The following is a 15,157-nucleotide window of genomic DNA, read 5'->3' as shown; positions in this document are numbered from 1 at the left end:
CAGCGATCGCGGCGTTGCCCCGAATGTCGGGGCCGCTGGGTAGGCTAGGAAACATCAGCCAGACCGGGAGGCGAGATGGCCCAGGAAAAGATCGAAAAGCACGGCGGTGGTGACTCCGACGAGGAGTTCGACGACACCGGCGCGGCGGGTCAGGAGCGGCGCGAAAAGCTCGGCGAGGACGTGGACACGATCCTGGACGAGATCGACGACGTGCTCGAGGAGAACGCCGAGGACTTCGTCCGGGCCTACGTGCAGAAGGGCGGCGAGTAAGCCGCTCGGGCGCCGCGCCCTTGCCGACCGTTCAGCCGGCGGCCGGGGTCTCGCGTGGCGGGTCGCCGCGCGGGGCTCTGGTCCTCCTGGCTCGCACAGATGGGATTTTTGAGCACGTATGGACAACACCAGGGGCATCTCGGGTCCCGCGCTGCCGGGCGCGTACTTTTCCTCGGCGACGTCGTCGTTTTCGGACTTCCTGCGCGAGCAGGCGCCTGAGCTGCTCCCCCAGCGGAAGGTGACGCCGGGCGTGGCGGAGCTGGGCGTGCCGCACGGGACCACCATCGTCGCCTGCACCTTCGCCGGCGGCGTGCTGATCGCGGGTGACCGGCGGGCGACGTCGGGGAACCTGATCGCGAGCCGGGACATCGAGAAGGTGCACGTCACCGACGAGTACTCGGCGGTGGGCATCGCGGGCACGGCGGGGCTGGCCGTGGAGATGGTGCGGCTGTACGCCGTGGAGCTCGCGCACTACGAGAAGATCGAGGGCGTTTCGCTGTCGCTGGACGGCAAGACGAACAAGCTGGCCGGGATGGTCAAGGGCAACCTCGAGATGGCGATGGCCGGGCTGGCGGCCATCCCGCTGTTCGTCGGCTACGACCTGGAGGCCGAGGACGCCAAGCACGCCGGGCGGATCGTCTCGTACGACGCCGCGGGCGGGCGCTACGAGGAGAACGGCGGCTACGCGGGCATCGGCTCGGGTTCGCTGTTCGCGAAGTCGGCGCTGAAGAAGCTGCACGACCCGGACGCCGACGCCGAGGGCGCGATCCGCGTCGCGGTGGAGGCGCTGTACGACGCGGCCGACGACGACACCGCCTCGGGCGGGCCGGACCTGGTGCGGCGGATCTTCCCGAGCGTCGTGACGATCACCGCCGAGCGGGGCGCCGTGCAGCTGTCGGAGTCCGAGACCGCGGCGGTCGCGGAAGCCGTGGTGGCGGGGCGGATCGAGCGCCAGCAGCGCCGGCTCTCCTGACGCGGGCGGAGAACCAGTGAACGTGGAACCACCGGAAGACCTGGAGCGCACACCGTGACGATGCCGTTGTATGCCTCTCCCGAGCAGCTGATGCGGGAGCGTTCCGAGCTGGCGCGCAAGGGCATCGCGCGCGGCCGGAGCGTCGTGGTGCTGAAGTACGCGGGCGGCGTGCTGTTCGTGGCGGAGAACCCTTCGGCCACGCTGCACAAGGTGTCCGAGATCTACGACCGCATCGGGTTCGCCGCGGTCGGGCGCTACAGCGAGTTCGAGAACCTGCGCGTGGCGGGCATCCGCCACGCGGACCTCAAGGGCTACCAGTACGACCGCCGTGACGTGAGCGCGCGGGCGCTGGCGAACGCGTACGCGGCGACGCTGGGCAGCATCTTCACCGAGCAGCTGAAGCCGTTCGAGGTGGAGGTCTGCGTCGCGGAGGTCGGCGCGAGCTCGGCGGAGGACCAGCTGTACCGGCTGACCTACGACGGTTCAATCTTCGACGAGCCGCAGTACGTGGTGATGGGCGGCCAGAACGAGAAGATCGCGGCGAAGCTGAAGGAGACGTTCGAGGACGGCCTGGACCTGCAGGCGGCCCTGGGCGTGGCGGTGGCGGCGTTGCGGACGCCGAGCCAGCCGGCCACGACCACGTCGGGTTCTTCGGCGTCGTCGTCTTCGTCGTCTTCTTCGAACGGGAACGGCGAGGCGGACCCGATCAAGCTGGAGGTGGCGGTCCTGGACCGCGACCGCCCGCGCCGGGCGTTCCGCCGCCTGACGGGCACGGCGCTGGACGCGCTGCTGCCGGTGCCGGACCCGGTGGGCGAGGAGCCGGAGAGCAAGCCGGAAGGCGAGTAAGCCTGATCGAAAACGGGGCGTGGCCGGCGGCCGCGCCCCGTTTTCGCGCGCCGGACGATGACAACGGGCAGCCTGGGCCAACCCAGACAAGGAAGCCGGGTGGTCATCCCGTCGCCTGAGGCCGCAAAAATCACTTTGAGCCAGGCCCGCAACCACCCGCACGAGGCGAGGCAGCAACGCAACCTTGCGGGCCTGGCTCAAAGTGATAAGCCTCAATCAGGCGACGGGATGACCACCCAGCGACCCACCCGAGAACGCGACAAGCCTACGAAGGCCGAGGCCATCCCAGAGCCCAGAGCCTGCCCGTCCGGCGAGGACGTCTTTGGAAAGGACGGCCGAAGCCCACCCAGGCCTCAGGACGTGGCCGGCGAAGCGCGGAAGTTCTGATCCGCGAACGCCAGCAGGTACGGCAACGTCGCCCGGGCCGTGTGCCACGTGTGGTTGAACCCGCGCTCCGCGTGGACCACCGCCTCCTGCCCCCGCGCGTGCAGCGCCTCCGCGATCCGGCGCGCTGTCGTCACGTCGGTCGGGGCGCCCGTGCCCACCGCCAGCATCACCGAGATCGGCGCCGGGAAGTTCATCGTCGGCAGGTACCGGCGTGGCGTGTTCGCCGCGATCGCCGCCCGGTTGCCGTCCAGGACGCCCACCGAGTCGTTCAGGTCGTCGTAGGGGAGGGCGATCAGCAGGGTGGCGAACTCGTCCACGTGGTGCAGGCCGATGTTCAGTGCGCCGAAGCCGCCGCCGGACATGCCGCCCAGCGCCCGGTGGCTCCGGTCGGCCACCGTCCGGTAGCGCTGGTCGATCGCCGGGACCACCGTGTGCGCCAGGTACGTCTCCAGCTGCGGGCCGCCCGGGACGTCGAGGCACTCCCAGTCCGTGCTGGGCACCCCGGCCGTCAGGTCGACGCTCACCACGATCATCGGCTCGATCACGTTCGCCTTTTGCAGGGCCAGCAGCGTGCCCGGCGCGTCGCCCGAGGTCAGCCAGTCGCGCGGGCCGCCGAACGGGTAGCCGTGGATCAGGTAGACGACCGGGTAGCGGCGGGCCGCGTCCGCGTTGTACCCCGGTGGCAGGACGACGTAGTTCGCGCCGGACGGGACGCCGTGCGCGGGGTCGGGGAGGTTCACCACATCGATCCGCTGGCCGGCGGCCGCGGTGCCGGCGCCCGGGTGCGACACCACCGAGTCCGACTCCGACGGCGCCTCCTTGCCGTCGTCGAGCAGGCGCCCGGCCAGGTTGACCACACCGGGCCCCTTCTGGAGCAGGCGCGCGAGGTCGTCGGAAGTACGCACGTACCCGACGTAGCTGTTCAGGGCAGTTACTCCCGCGAGCAGCAGCAGGACGCCGAACGCGGTGAAGCCCCAGCGACGGGTACGACGCCGGTGCCACAGCGCGAAGACGGCGGCGAGGACCGCGACGGCGGCCGAGGCGAACGCGAGCCAGATCAGCGGCGACTCGAACGGCCCCAGGTCGCGGGCGCGCGCGGTGATGTCGCCGGGCAGCACCGGGTCGACGGCGGCCCGGTGGATGCCGCTCGCCAGGCCGTGCCCGTCCATCGAATCCCCGCTCGTCCCCTGGCCGCGGGCAGGATCGCCCGCATCTCGATCAAGACGCTAGCCAGGGGACGCTGTGGGTTCGTTGAGAAAAGGTAAAGAGTCCTTAAAGGCGGTAGATGGTCAACGCGCTGGGCCGCGACCGGAAGCGGAACCGGTTGCCCAGCGGCCCGACCTCGCCGTCGGTGGCGACGCGCCGGTGGCCGTCCAGCAGCTCGACGTCCAGCTCGGCCACGTCCAGCTCCTGGTAGACGTGGCTCGCCGCGAGCGTGCGGGTGACCATCGCCAGCAGGAACCGGGCCCGCGAGTACGGCAGGTCCGCGCGCAGGTACCGGACGTCGAGCAGGCCGGTGTCGAGCGCGGGCCGGCGGCTGGGTGCGAAGCCCTTCGGCGCGTACGTGCCGTTGCCGACGAACAGCAGCCAGACCTGGGTGCGCTTGCCGTTGAGCCGCACGGTCAGCGGCCGGGCGTGGCGCAGCGTGCGGGTCAGCGCGATCGCCGCCGAGGGCCACTTGGGGTGCTTCTCCTGCAGTTTCTCGCGCAGCCGGACCATCTCCGGGTAACCACCCAGGCTCGCGGTGTTGACGAACCAGCGGTGCGCGCCGCCGTCGCCGTCGTCGATCTCGACCTCGCCCAGGTCGATGCCGACGGCGTTGCCGACCTCGGTCGCCGCGTCCGCGTCGGGCATCGAGCGGACGCCGACGTCGCGGGCGAAGTGGTTGAGCGTGCCCGCCGGGATCAGCGCGAGCGGCAGGTCGCGTTCGGCGGCGACCGCGGCGACCGCGGCGACAGTGCCGTCCCCGCCCGCGACGCCGAGTGCGCGAACGGTCCCACGGGCGTCGATCTCCCCCTCGAGCTGGGCGATCAGGTCCTGGTCGGGGTCCGGGTGGAGGATCTCGGCCTTGGGCCAGGCTCGCCGGGCGTCCTCGGTGGGGTCCTGGCCGTCGATCCCGGACTTCGGGTTGACCAGCACGAGCATGTCGTCGCCGTCGACCATCTCCGGCGCGTCCGCGTCGTGGGCCGTGCGGGCGGGGACGTCGTCGTGCAGCGGCCACCAGTGCCGCGTCGCCAGGCCGACGCCGACCCCGATGCCCAGGCCGACCCCCACGTCGGAAGGCCAGTGGACGCCGGTGTGGACGCGGGAGTAGGCCACGGCCAGAGCGAGCGGCGCCACGGCGAGGCCCGCCCGCGGCGACTCCATCGCCACGGCCGTCGCGAAGGCCGCCGCGGAGGCCGAGTGGCCGGACGGGAACGACGACGACGTCGGGCGTTTCCGCAGGCGGCGGCGCACGGGCGTCTCTTCCTCGGCCGGGCGGCGGCGCGGGAAGAGCGGCTTGCCGATCAGGTTCGCCGCCGCGCTGGCCCCGGCGATCGCGACGACGCCGCGCAGCGCCGCTCGCCGCGTCGGCCCCTTCTGCACGGCGAGCAGCGCCGCGACACCCCACCAGAGCCGCGACTTGTTCGCCGATCTGGACAGCGCCATGAGCGCGTCGTCGGCTTTCGTGGCCGGGAGGGCGGCCGTGCGCCGCATCAGGGCGCGGTCGGTGCGCCCGACCCGCCGGAAGGCCTGGATCAGCTGGTGTGTCAAGGAGTCGCCTTCCCCAAGTCGTCAAGAGCAGTGCTCCAATCGTGCCTGAATCGGGGAGATTTCACCGTCTGTGGCATACCGGGGGCGTGTCGACGCCCGAACGGCGCACCGTCGAAGGGGGTGCAGCGCCTACTCTGGTGGGATGCAGCGGCGGATCTTTGGCATCGAGACCGAGTTCGGGGTCACGTGCACCTTCCACGGACAGCGCAGGCTCTCGCCCGACGAGGTGGCGCGCTACCTCTTCCGGCGGGTCGTGTCCTGGGGACGCTCATCGAACGTCTTCCTGTCGAACGGCTCCCGGCTCTACCTGGACGTGGGCTCGCACCCCGAGTACGCGACGGCCGAGTGCGACGACCTCGTCCAGCTGGTCACGCACGACAAAGCCGGGGAGCGGATCCTCGAGGACCTGCTGGTCGACGCCGAACGGCGGCTCGCCGACGAGGGCATCGGCGGCGACATCTTCCTGTTCAAGAACAACACCGACTCCGCGGGCAACTCCTACGGCTGCCACGAGAACTACCTGGTGACCCGCGCGGGCGAGTTCTCCCGGATCGCGGACGTGCTCCTGCCGTTCCTGGTGACCCGCCAGCTCATCTGCGGCGCCGGCAAGGTGCTGCAGACCCCGCGCGGCGCGGTCTACTGCCTCTCCCAGCGTGCGGAGCACATCTGGGAGGGCGTCTCCAGCGCGACCACGCGCTCGCGGCCCATCATCAACACCCGTGACGAGCCCCACGCCGACGCCGAGCGCTACCGGCGCCTGCACGTCATCGTGGGCGACTCGAACATGGCCGAGCCGACGACCATGCTCAAGGTCGGCTCGGCGAACCTGGTCCTCGAGATGATCGAGGCGGGTGTCCAGTTCCGCGACTTCACCCTGGACAACCCGATCCGGGCGATCCGTGAGATCAGCCACGACCTCACCGGCCGTCGCCAGGTGCGCCTCGCCGGCGGGCGTGAGGCCTCGGCGCTGGACATCCAGCGCGAGTACCACGCCCGCGCCGTCCAGCACATCAAGGACAACGGCTCGACCGCGGCGAACGAGCGCGTCGTCGAGCTGTGGGGCCGGGCGCTGGACGCGGTCGAGCAGCAGGACTTCGGCAAGATCGACACCGAGATCGACTGGGCGATCAAGCACCGGCTGGTCGAGCGCTACCGGCACAAGCACGACCTGGACCTGTCCAGCCCGCGCATCGCGCAGCTCGACCTGGCCTACCACGACATCCGCCGGGGCCGGGGCATCTTCGACCTGCTCCAGCGCAAGGGCCTGGTCCGCCGGGTCACCGACGACGGCGAGATCGAGGCCGCCAAGGACACCCCGCCCCAGACGACCCGCGCGAAGCTGCGCGGCGACTTCATCGCCGCCGCCCAGGCCGCGGGCCGCGACTTCACGGTCGACTGGGTGCACCTGAAGCTGAACGACCAGGCCCAGCGCACGGTCCTGTGCAAGGACCCGTTCCGCTCGGTCGACGAGCGCGTGGAGCGCCTGATCAGCTCGCTCTGACCCCAAGTCCGTGAATGGCACATCGAGGGACACTAAGTCCCTCGATGTGCCATTCACGGACTTCCGAGGGCTGGGGGTGACGCGACGAAAGTCGGTTGCCGGGTGGGGCAGGATCTCCCGCATGCGTGTCGTGCTGCTCGTGTGCGCCCTGCTGGTCTCGCTCGCGGCTCCAGCGTCGGCGGGTGAGCACCGGCCCGCGTGGGACCTGAAGCCGACCGGCGTCACCGCCCAGTTCCGCGGCCTGTCCGCGGTCAGCGCGCGCGTGGCGTGGGTCAGCGGCACCCAGGGCACCGTCCTGCGCACCACCGACGGCGGCGCCACCTGGAAGTCCGTCGGGCCGCCGGGCACCGAGACCCTCCAGCTCCGCGACGTCGAGGCCTTCGACGCCGACCACGCCGTCGTGCTGTCGATCGGGCCCGGGACCGACTCCCGCGTCTACCGGACCGACGACGGCGGCACGCACTGGCGGCAGACGTTCCAGAACACCGACGCGGCGGCGTTCTACGACTGCCTGGCCTTCTTCGACCCGTGGCGCGGCCTGGCGATGAGCGACCCGGTCGACGGCAGGTTCCGCGTCCAGGCCACCTTCGACGGCGGCCGCAGCTGGCGCCAGGTCCCCGACAGCGGCTTCCCGCCCGCGCTGCCCGGCGAGGCCGGGTTCGCCGCCAGCGGCCAGTGCCTCACGACGTCGGGGCCGTTCGACGCCTGGCTCGCGACCGGCGGCGGCGCGACCGCCCGCGTCCTGCACTCCGGCGACGGCGGCCGCCACTGGAGCGTCTCCGACACGCCGTTGCCGAGCAGCCCGTCGGCCGGCGTGTTCGCCCTCGCCTTCCGGAACCCGCGCCACGGCGTCGCCATCGGCGGCGACTTCGCGAACCCGACGGCACCCGGCCCGGCCGTCGCGCTGACCGGCGACGCCGGCCGGACCTGGCGCACCCCGGCCCAGTACCCGGCGGGCTACCGCTCCGGGCTGGCCTGGCGCGGCGGGACGCTCCTCGCCGTCGGCCCGGGCGGCAGCGACTACAGCCCGGACGGCGGCCGGCACTGGACGTCGTTCGACACCGGCAGCTTCGACAGCGTCGACTGCGCCGGGGCGAGCTGCTGGGCCAGCGGCGCCGGCGGCCGCGTTGCCCGGCTCCGCTAGAGGACCTGGCCGGTCGGGCGGACCATGATCTCGTTGACGTCCACCGAGGGGGGCTGCGACAGCGCGTAGAGCACCGCGCGAGCGATGTCGTCCGCGTGCAGGCGGGGCTTCTGGCGCTGCTCGTCGGTGAGGATGTCGGTGTCGGTGATGCCGGGGTTGATCAGCGTGACGCGGACCCCGGTGCCGACGGCCTCCTCGCGGATCGCGCCGGCCATCCCGGTGACCGCCCACTTCGTCACCGAGTACAGGCTGGCGTTGCGGATGTAGCGGCCGGCGACCGAGCCGGTGATCAGCAGGTGCCCGCCCGAGTCCCGCAGCGCGGGCAGCGCGGCGCGGGCGGTGTAGGCCGCGCCGAGGATGTTGGTGCGGACCATCGCCTCCCACTGGGTGGGATCGGGGTCGTCGTCGCCGAAGAACGAGGTCCCGACGCCGATGCCGGCGTTGGCGAAGGCCGCGTCGAGGCGTCCGAACCGCTGGACGGCCTGGTCGACGGCGCCGGAGATGCCCGGCCAGTCCCCGACGTCGGCGCCGAGCGCGAGGGCGTTGTCTTCGCCCAGTTCGGCGGCGAGGGAGGCGACGGACTCGGCCTTGCGGGCGACGAGAGCGACCTTGAACCCGGAGGCGGCGGCGAGCCGCGCGGTGGCGGCGCCGAGCCCACGCGACGCACCGGTGATGAGAAGTACGCGATCATCCATGCGTCCAGGCTAGGGAGTCAGGACGAGCCTGCCGCGCAGCCCGCCCGCGGCCAGCCGTTCGTGGGCTTCGGCCGCCCGCGCCAGCGGCAGGACGTCGGCGACGCGGGGGAGCAGGATGCCGGCCGCCTCGGCCAGCCGTTCGCCGTCGGCGCGGATCCAGACGTTCCGCACGCGGATCCCGCGCAGGGGGATCGGCGCGGCTCCGGCGGCGAAGGCGACGAACTCACCGCCGCCGCGGACGGCGTCGAGCGCGTCGAGGCCGAGGAGCGCGGTGTCGAGGGCGGCGTCCACCCCACCCGGGACGAGCGCGCGGACCCGGTCGCCGAGAGCGGGGCCGCGAGGGAGGAATTCGTCCGCGCCGAAGCCGCGGACGAGGGCTTCGTCGCCCTCCGACGCGACGGCGACCACTTGGAGTTTCCGGTGGTGGGCGAGGGTGACGGCGTACCCGCCGACCGCGCCCGCCGCGCCGGTGACCAGGACGGTCCCGTCGGTTTCGACGAGGTCGAGCGCCTGGACGGCGGTGAGCGCGTTGAGCGGGAGCGTCGCGGCTTCGACAGGGGAGAGACCAGCGGGCGTGAGGGCGACGGCGGAGGAATCGAGGACGAGGTGGTCGGCGTAGGCACCGAGCGGGAGGGCGATGCGGTCGCGCAGCCCGATGACCTGGTCACCGGCTCGGAAGGACGTGTCTCCGGCATCGTCGACCACCCCGGCCACGTCCCACCCCAGCCCGAGCACCTCGCGCGGCGGGATCACCCCCGCCGCCGTCAACACGCCCGCCCGGGTCGCCAGGTCCACCGGGTTCACCGCGGCCGCCGCCACCCGGATCCGCACCTGGCCCGGACCGGGCTCCGGCACCGGTACCTCCACCGTTTCCAGCACCTCGGGACCCCCGAACCGCCGGACCACGATCGCCCGCATCGAACACTCCTCACCGACCGGAAACCTTCCCCGGCGAACGTATGGGGAGCTACTCTCCATCGGGAAGTACGCACTCGCAGGTTCCCCACGTACCAGGAGGTTCGCCCGGTGCCCACGCGCATGGCGGAACAGCGTCGCCAGGCCGAAAAGGCCGCCTACGACGCCTATCTGGCCGCCTGCCCCACGCGGAAGCTGCTCGACGAGATCGCCGGCAAGTGGGTCAGCCTGATCCTCGTCGCGCTCGGTGACGGGCCGCGGCGCTACAGCGACCTTTCGCGGCGCATCGCCGGGGTCAGCCAGAAGATGCTCACCCAGACCCTGCGGGTGCTCGAACGCGACGGGCTCGTCCGCCGCGAGGTGACCCCGTCGGTGCCCGTCCGCGTCGACTATTCCCTTACGCCGCTGGGAGAAAGCCTCCGTGCGCTGATGGCCGGGTTCAAGGACTGGGCCGAGGCGAACTTCGACGCCGTCAGCGGTGCCCGCGCCGATTACGACGCGCGCACCCCGGACCTCACGATCGGGCCGGGCGGCGCGGGCTAGGCTCTACCGGGTGTCCACCGCACGCGCCGAACGGCTGGTCAATCTGGTACTGGCCCTCCTGTCCACCCGGCAGTACCTCACCGCCGAGCGGATCCGCGGCATCGTGCCCGGGTACGGCGACGCGGCCAGCGACGACGCCTACTTCCGGATGTTCGAACGGGACAAGACCGAGCTGCGCGAGCTCGGCATCCCCTTGGAAACCGGCCGCAACTCCGCCTTCGACGCCATCGAGGGCTACCGCATCGCCCGCCGCGACTACGAACTCGGCGAGATCGACCTCGCCCCCGACGAAGCCGCCGCCGTCGCGCTCGCGTCACGGCTGTGGGACTCCCCGGAGCTGACCGGGCAGGCCCAGGGGGCGCTGGTGAAGCTGCGCGCCGCCGGCCTGGAGGTCGACGACCAGGCCCCCACCGTCGTCGAGCCGCGCGTGCGCGCCGAACCGGCGTTCGGGCCGCTGCTGGCCGCGGTGCAGAACGGCCAGGCCGTCCGCTTCGAGTACCGCCGCAGCGGCTCGCCCGAACGCATCATGCGCACCCTCGAACCCTGGGGCGTGGTGTCGTGGCGGGCCCGCTGGTACGTCGTCGGGCACGACCGCGACCGCGGCGCCACCCGCTGCTTCCGCCTCTCGCGCGTCACCGGCCAGGTCCGGACCGTCGGCAAGCCCGGCGAGGTGCAGCGCCCCGAGGGCGTCAACCTGCTCAAGCTCGTCTCGGTGACGGGGGAGTCCGAGCCGGCCCCGGTCACCACCGCGCGGCTGTGGGTCGCCGACGGCCGCGCCGCCGGGGTCCGCCGGCGCGGCACCGTCATCGGCCGGAGCGTGCTCGACGGCGAAGAGGGCGATCTCGTCGAGATCGGGCTGTACTTCCCCGAGTCGGCCGCCGACTGGATCACCTCGCAGGGCCCGGACGTCGTCGTGCTCGAACCCGACGTGCTCGCCAAGACCGTCCAGGACCGGCTCGAAGCCGTCGTGGCCCGGCAGGGGAGCGGCCGGTGAGCGGGTCCACCGACCGGATGCCGAGGCTGCTCGCGCTCGTCCCGTACCTGCTGGCGCGCCCCGGCGTCCGCGTCGACGACGCGGCGCACGACTTCGACGTCACGCCGAAGCAGCTGCGCAAGGACCTCGAGCTGCTGTGGATGTGCGGGCTGCCCGGGTACGGGCCCGGCGACCTGATCGACCTGTCCTTCGAGGGCGACACGATCGTCGTCACCCACGACGCCGGGATGAACCGCCCGCTGCGGCTCACCGGCGGTGAGGCGACCGCGCTGCTGGTCGCGCTGCGGGCGCTGGCCGAGACGCCGGGGGTGCTCGACGGCGACGCCGTCCGCCGCTCCATCGCCAAGATCGAGTCCGCCGCCGGGCAGGCCCAGCCGGCCGGCGTGGTCGTCGGCGGCGGAGTGCGCGAGGGCAAGAAGACCGCGCGGACCCGCGAGGAAGTCGCCCGGGCGCTGCAGGACCGGCGGGCGGTACGGATCCGCTACTACACCGCGTCCAAGGACCAGATCACCGAGCGCACGGTCGACCCGATGCGGCTGCTGATCGTCCAGGCGGTCGGCTACCTCGAGGCCTGGTGCCGCCGCGCCGAGGGCGTCCGGCTGTTCCGCCTCGACCGGATCGACGACCTGGCGATCCTCGACGAGCCCTCGCGCCCGCCCGCCCACGCGCACCCGACCGACATTTCCGAAGGCGTCTTCCGCGAGCGTCCCGACCAACGGGAGGCGGTGCTCGTCCTCGACCCGGACGCACGCTGGGTAGCCGAGTACTACCCGTGCGAGGAGCTCGACGAGCTCGACGGCGGGCGGCTGCGGATCCGGATGCGCTACGCCGACCAGTCCTGGATGGTGCGCCTCGTGCTGGGCCTGGGCGGAGAAGCGCTGGTGGAGAGCCCGGCCGACCTCGCGTCGGACGTCGGACGCCGCGCGGCCGACGCCGTGGCCCGAGCCCGTCACCTTCCGTCAACCTGCGACCACTAGGGTGATCGACGTGCCGTACCTGCCCACCGTCGTGCTCGTCGCGCTCGGCCTGCTGCTGCTCGTCGCCCTGCTGGTGCGGACCGTCAAGGTCTTGCGTGGTTTCCGGCGGACCGCAAGCATGGTGGCTACGAACACCCAGGACCGGGCCGGTTTGCTCCGCGCGCGGTCGGCCGCGCTGCGCGTCGCCTTCGCGGAGCGCCGCCGGAAACCGGAAAACCAGTAACATCCCTACCAGACGCAGATAGGAGGCCATCTTGTTCGCCAACGGATTGCAAGGATGGCATTTGATCATCTTGGTGCTGCTCGTCGTGCTGCTGTTCGGGGCCAAGCGGCTTCCCGATGCGGCCCGGTCGATCGGCAAGTCCATGAAGATCTTCAAGGCCGAGACCAAGGACCTCGCGGGCGACAAGAGCACCTCGCACGAGGACGCCGAGCCGGTCGAGACGAAGCAGATCCCGGCCACGCCCGCCCCCGCGGCCCCCGCCGCCGGCGCGACCGACCAGCAGGTCGCGGACCTGCAGCGGCAGCTCGACGAGCTGAAGAAGCAGCAGGCGGCCGACCAGCCGCAGAAGAACGCCAGCTGACGGCTGGGCCACACCCGGTCCCTGGTCCACGGAGCGCGCCGGTCCGGCGCGCTCCGCCGGACTCCGACGAGAACGGAACACCCCGTGGCGGAACCCGCCTCCGGAAACGGCACCAGCCGCCGGTCGAAGCGGCGCAAGCGCAGCCGTCGCATGAACCCCGACGGCACGATGACGCTCATCGAGCACATCTACGAGTTCCGCCGCCGGCTGGCTTTCGCGCTGCTCGCCGTCGTGATCGGCGGGATCATCGGGTTCCTCTGGTTCGGCACCAAGGTCGGCCCGATCCCGTCGCTCGGCGACCTCGTCAAGGACCCATACTGCGCCATCCCGCCGAACCGGCGGCTCGACAGCGCCGACGGGTGCCGGCTCCTCCAGACGGTGCCGTTCGAAGCCTTCATGACGCAGCTGAAGGTCGGCATCGCGGCCGGTGCGGTGCTGCTCTCCCCGGTCTGGCTCTACCAGATCTGGGCGTTCATCGCCCCGGGCCTCTACAGCAAGGAACGCAAGTACGCGCTGACGTTCGTCGGCTTCGCGACGGTGCTGTTCGCCGGCGGCGCCGTGCTCGCCTACATCCTCTTCCCGCACGCCCTGCAGCTGCTCATGGGCTTCGGGCAGGACGCCTTCGTCACCGCGCTCACGGCGGACAAGTACATCTCGTTCCTGCTCTCCCTGCTGATCATCTTCGGGATCAGCTTCGAGCTCCCGCTGCTGGTGGTCATGCTCAACCGCGTCGGCGTGGTCAAGTACCGGCAGCTGAAGAAGTGGCGCCGCGGCATCGTGTTCGCGCTGTTCGTTTTCGCCGCCTTCGTCACCCCGGGTTCGGACCCGTTCTCGATGCTCGGCCTGGCCGGCGCGCTGACGGTGCTGTTCGAGCTGTCCATCCAGCTCGCGCGCATCCACGACCGCAAGAAGGACCGGGAGCGCACGGACGAGGGCTGGGACCAGCTCGACGACGACGAAGCGGCGCCCTTCGACTACACGCCGAGCACGATCGACGACGAACCGTCCGCCCCGACCGCGTCCGGCGGCCGGGCCTCCGGCACCGACGACATCACGTAGTGGGCCTGCACGCCGCGCTCGCCGTGCACCCGGCCTCGGGGCACGGCGCGGCCGCCCGGATCGCCGACACCGTCGCCGACCGGCTGCGCACCGCGGTCGACCGCCTCGACGTGCTGGTCGCCAACACCGTCGAAGAGTCCCGCGAGCTGATGCGGACCTCGCACGACGCCGGCCTCGACGTCCTGATCGTCCTGGGCGGCGACGGCGCCGCGCACCAGGGCGTCCAGTTCTGCGCGAACCACGACGTCGCGCTCGGCCTGGTCCCGGCGGGCACCGGCAACGACTTCGCCCGCGCCCTCGGCGTCCCCGGCGAGCCGCTGCCCGCGGTCGACGCGCTGGTGGCGGCCCTGAAGTCGGGTGCCCGGCGGCGCATCGACCTCGGCCGCCTCGGCGACACCTGGTTCGCGACGGTCCTGTGCGCGGGCTTCGACGCGAGTGTCAACGAACGCGCCAACCGGATGCGCTGGCCGTCCGGACCGCGCCGCTACGACGTCGCGATCCTCGCCGAGCTGGCCGCGTTCCGCTCCCGCCCGATCGTGGTCGACACCGGCACCGAACGCCTGGAGCTCGACGCGACGCTCGTGGCGGTCGGCAACACCCGCTTCTACGGCGGCGGCGTCCCGATCTGCCCGACGGCCGACCCGGAGGACGGCGTCTTCGACGTGACGGTGGTCGGGGACGTGACCCGCCGCGGCCTGATCCGCATGTTGCCGGGCCTGCGCACGGGCAAGCACCTCACGCACCCGGCGGTCCGGACGCTGCGTGCCCGGTCGGTCTCGCTGACGGGCAACAGCTGGCCGGCCTACGCCGACGGCGAGCCGCAGGGGAGCGTCCCGGTGACGGTCAGCTGCGTCCCGGGCGCGCTGACCGTGCTGGCCTAACGCTCGTAACCGCCGGCGCGGGCCACCAGCTGCCGGAAGTGCGCCGGCGTCAGCAGCCGCCCGGCGTCCGCGAAGTACACCCCGCCGCAGCGGTGGCAGAACCAGCCCTGCTCCCACACCTGCCGCGCCGCCGGCACCCCGCGCCGCTGGCGCCGGTGGGCCCGCACCCGGCGGACGTACAGCCAGATCACCACCCCCGCGGCGATGTACACGCACAACGCCGGCAGCGAGATCACCGCGATGCCCAGTGCCCGCGTCGCCGGCCCGCCCGGCGGCGGATCGTCCACCGACGAGAGCGGCAAGGCCAGGAAGCAGCTCCCGACCAGCACCAACGCGAGCACCGCCGCCACCAGGCCGCCGCCCCGGCGCGGGGGAGGGAAGGGGTCCAGCGACCGCGCGACCGCCGACACCGAAACCCCGCTGACCTGGCTGCTCGTGTAGACCACGCCATCCCCGGCCGGGATCGGCACCACCGGCCCCTGACCACGGAAGAACGCGTGCCCGCCGTCGTACACCGCGGGCACCCGCTGCACCTGGTCCAGCTGTCCGCAGCCCGGACACGGTTCGGTCATGCAGCCTCCGACGCCGCCACACCCCCACCGGTTCCCGGTGTATAACGACCTATACCGCGGCC

Annotated in this window: 17 protein-coding genes; 12 read left to right on the top strand and 5 right to left on the bottom strand. The window is 72.3% G+C overall.

Going from position 1 to position 15,157, the window contains the following annotated elements; translation table 11 throughout:
• The first annotated feature begins 75 nt into the window (after positions 1-75).
• From BLV96_RS06195 to prcA, 3 genes are all read left to right on the top strand, one after another.
• Positions 76-270 carry a ubiquitin-like protein Pup gene (locus BLV96_RS06195; RefSeq protein ID WP_013226725.1) on the top strand — a complete coding sequence of 65 codons (195 nt, stop codon included), beginning with the start codon at positions 76-78 and terminating at the stop codon, positions 268-270.
• Positions 271-388: 118 nt separating this feature from the next.
• The gene (prcB, locus tag BLV96_RS06190; protein ID WP_086681164.1) at positions 389-1,243 is read left to right on the top strand and encodes a proteasome subunit beta; all 855 of its coding nucleotides are present in this window, start codon (positions 389-391) and stop codon (positions 1,241-1,243) included.
• 54 nt (positions 1,244-1,297) lie between these two features.
• Positions 1,298-2,089 carry a proteasome subunit alpha gene (gene prcA / locus BLV96_RS06185; protein ID WP_086681166.1) on the top strand — a complete coding sequence of 264 codons (792 nt, stop codon included), beginning with the start codon at positions 1,298-1,300 and terminating at the stop codon, positions 2,087-2,089.
• Between the two features lie 353 nt (positions 2,090-2,442).
• On the opposite strand, the gene BLV96_RS06180 is transcribed toward prcA, so the two are convergent.
• Positions 2,443-3,645 (bottom strand): alpha/beta hydrolase, encoded by a 1,203-nt coding sequence (locus BLV96_RS06180; protein ID WP_086681168.1) that lies wholly within the window; start codon positions 3,643-3,645, stop codon positions 2,443-2,445.
• A 103-nt stretch (positions 3,646-3,748) separates the two neighbouring features.
• Complete coding sequence (locus BLV96_RS06175) at positions 3,749-5,173, bottom strand: bifunctional phosphatase PAP2/diacylglycerol kinase family protein (RefSeq protein ID WP_425266169.1); 1,425 nt, start codon at positions 5,171-5,173, stop codon at positions 3,749-3,751.
• Positions 5,174-5,372: 199 nt separating this feature from the next.
• Between BLV96_RS06175 and pafA the strand changes: the two genes are divergently transcribed.
• Together pafA and BLV96_RS06165 are read left to right on the top strand one after the other, a co-directional pair.
• A complete protein-coding gene (gene pafA, locus BLV96_RS06170; RefSeq protein WP_086681172.1) occupies positions 5,373-6,731 on the top strand; it encodes a Pup--protein ligase in 1,359 nt (452 codons plus the stop codon).
• A 121-nt stretch (positions 6,732-6,852) separates the two neighbouring features.
• A complete protein-coding gene (locus BLV96_RS06165; RefSeq protein WP_086681174.1) occupies positions 6,853-7,875 on the top strand; it encodes a WD40/YVTN/BNR-like repeat-containing protein in 1,023 nt (340 codons plus the stop codon).
• Here the strand turns inward: BLV96_RS06165 and BLV96_RS06160 are convergent.
• Positions 7,872-8,570 carry an SDR family oxidoreductase gene (locus BLV96_RS06160; RefSeq protein WP_086681176.1) on the bottom strand — a complete coding sequence of 233 codons (699 nt, stop codon included), beginning with the start codon at positions 8,568-8,570 and terminating at the stop codon, positions 7,872-7,874. The genes BLV96_RS06165 and BLV96_RS06160 overlap by 4 nt on opposite strands.
• A 9-nt stretch (positions 8,571-8,579) precedes the next feature.
• Complete coding sequence (locus tag BLV96_RS06155) at positions 8,580-9,488, bottom strand: NADP-dependent oxidoreductase (protein ID WP_086681178.1); 909 nt, start codon at positions 9,486-9,488, stop codon at positions 8,580-8,582.
• A 108-nt stretch (positions 9,489-9,596) separates the two neighbouring features.
• Between BLV96_RS06155 and BLV96_RS06150 the strand changes: the two genes are divergently transcribed.
• From BLV96_RS06150 to BLV96_RS06120, 7 genes are all read left to right on the top strand, one after another.
• Positions 9,597-10,028, top strand: a complete 432-nt coding sequence (locus BLV96_RS06150; RefSeq protein WP_086681179.1) for a winged helix-turn-helix transcriptional regulator — start codon at positions 9,597-9,599, stop codon at positions 10,026-10,028.
• 10 nt (positions 10,029-10,038) lie between these two features.
• Positions 10,039-11,022: a helix-turn-helix transcriptional regulator gene (locus tag BLV96_RS06145; RefSeq protein ID WP_086681181.1), complete on the top strand. Its 984-nt coding sequence runs from the start codon at positions 10,039-10,041 to the stop codon at positions 11,020-11,022.
• Positions 11,019-11,999: a helix-turn-helix transcriptional regulator gene (locus tag BLV96_RS06140; RefSeq protein WP_086681182.1), complete on the top strand. Its 981-nt coding sequence runs from the start codon at positions 11,019-11,021 to the stop codon at positions 11,997-11,999. Before BLV96_RS06145 ends, BLV96_RS06140 begins: the two co-directional genes overlap by 4 nt.
• A 10-nt stretch (positions 12,000-12,009) precedes the next feature.
• Positions 12,010-12,222 carry a bacteriophage holin gene (locus tag BLV96_RS06135; RefSeq protein WP_091388872.1) on the top strand — a complete coding sequence of 71 codons (213 nt, stop codon included), beginning with the start codon at positions 12,010-12,012 and terminating at the stop codon, positions 12,220-12,222.
• Between the two features lie 31 nt (positions 12,223-12,253).
• Positions 12,254-12,583 (top strand): Sec-independent protein translocase subunit TatA, encoded by a 330-nt coding sequence (gene tatA / locus BLV96_RS06130; RefSeq protein ID WP_091388826.1) that lies wholly within the window; start codon positions 12,254-12,256, stop codon positions 12,581-12,583.
• 84 nt (positions 12,584-12,667) lie between these two features.
• Positions 12,668-13,642, top strand: coding sequence for a twin-arginine translocase subunit TatC (gene tatC, locus BLV96_RS06125; protein WP_086683446.1), 975 nt, complete (start codon positions 12,668-12,670; stop codon positions 13,640-13,642).
• Positions 13,642-14,523 (top strand): diacylglycerol/lipid kinase family protein, encoded by an 882-nt coding sequence (locus BLV96_RS06120; RefSeq protein ID WP_086683443.1) that lies wholly within the window; start codon positions 13,642-13,644, stop codon positions 14,521-14,523. Before tatC ends, BLV96_RS06120 begins: the two co-directional genes overlap by 1 nt.
• Here the strand turns inward: BLV96_RS06120 and BLV96_RS06115 are convergent.
• A complete protein-coding gene (locus BLV96_RS06115) occupies positions 14,520-15,095 on the bottom strand; it encodes a hypothetical protein (protein WP_086683440.1) in 576 nt (191 codons plus the stop codon). The genes BLV96_RS06120 and BLV96_RS06115 overlap by 4 nt on opposite strands.
• Between the last annotated feature and the right edge of the window lie 62 nt (positions 15,096-15,157).

Origin of the sequence: Amycolatopsis pretoriensis, assembly GCF_900107925.1 — a bacterium.
Lineage (GTDB): Bacteria > Actinomycetota > Actinomycetes > Mycobacteriales > Pseudonocardiaceae > Amycolatopsis > Amycolatopsis pretoriensis.
The sequence above is the reverse complement of the archived record's forward strand: the minus strand, read 5'-3'. Positions and strand labels throughout refer to the sequence as shown.

What these genes read in the sequence shown, in the direction of transcription:
- pafA (WP_086681172.1), top strand. Translation starts at nt 5,373, where the DNA reads ATGCAGCGGCGGATCTTTGGCATCGAGACCGAGTTCGGGGTCACGTGC.
- BLV96_RS06180 (WP_086681168.1), bottom strand. Translation starts at nt 3,645, where the DNA reads ATGGACGGGCACGGCCTGGCGAGCGGCATCCACCGGGCCGCCGTCGAC.
- BLV96_RS06195 (WP_013226725.1), top strand. Translation starts at nt 76, where the DNA reads ATGGCCCAGGAAAAGATCGAAAAGCACGGCGGTGGTGACTCCGACGAG.
- prcB (WP_086681164.1), top strand. Translation starts at nt 389, where the DNA reads ATGGACAACACCAGGGGCATCTCGGGTCCCGCGCTGCCGGGCGCGTAC.
- BLV96_RS06165 (WP_086681174.1), top strand. Translation starts at nt 6,853, where the DNA reads ATGCGTGTCGTGCTGCTCGTGTGCGCCCTGCTGGTCTCGCTCGCGGCT.
- BLV96_RS06115 (WP_086683440.1), bottom strand. Translation starts at nt 15,095, where the DNA reads ATGACCGAACCGTGTCCGGGCTGCGGACAGCTGGACCAGGTGCAGCGG.
- BLV96_RS06160 (WP_086681176.1), bottom strand. Translation starts at nt 8,570, where the DNA reads ATGGATGATCGCGTACTTCTCATCACCGGTGCGTCGCGTGGGCTCGGC.
- BLV96_RS06175 (WP_425266169.1), bottom strand. Translation starts at nt 5,173, where the DNA reads ATGCGGCGCACGGCCGCCCTCCCGGCCACGAAAGCCGACGACGCGCTC.
- BLV96_RS06155 (WP_086681178.1), bottom strand. Translation starts at nt 9,488, where the DNA reads ATGCGGGCGATCGTGGTCCGGCGGTTCGGGGGTCCCGAGGTGCTGGAA.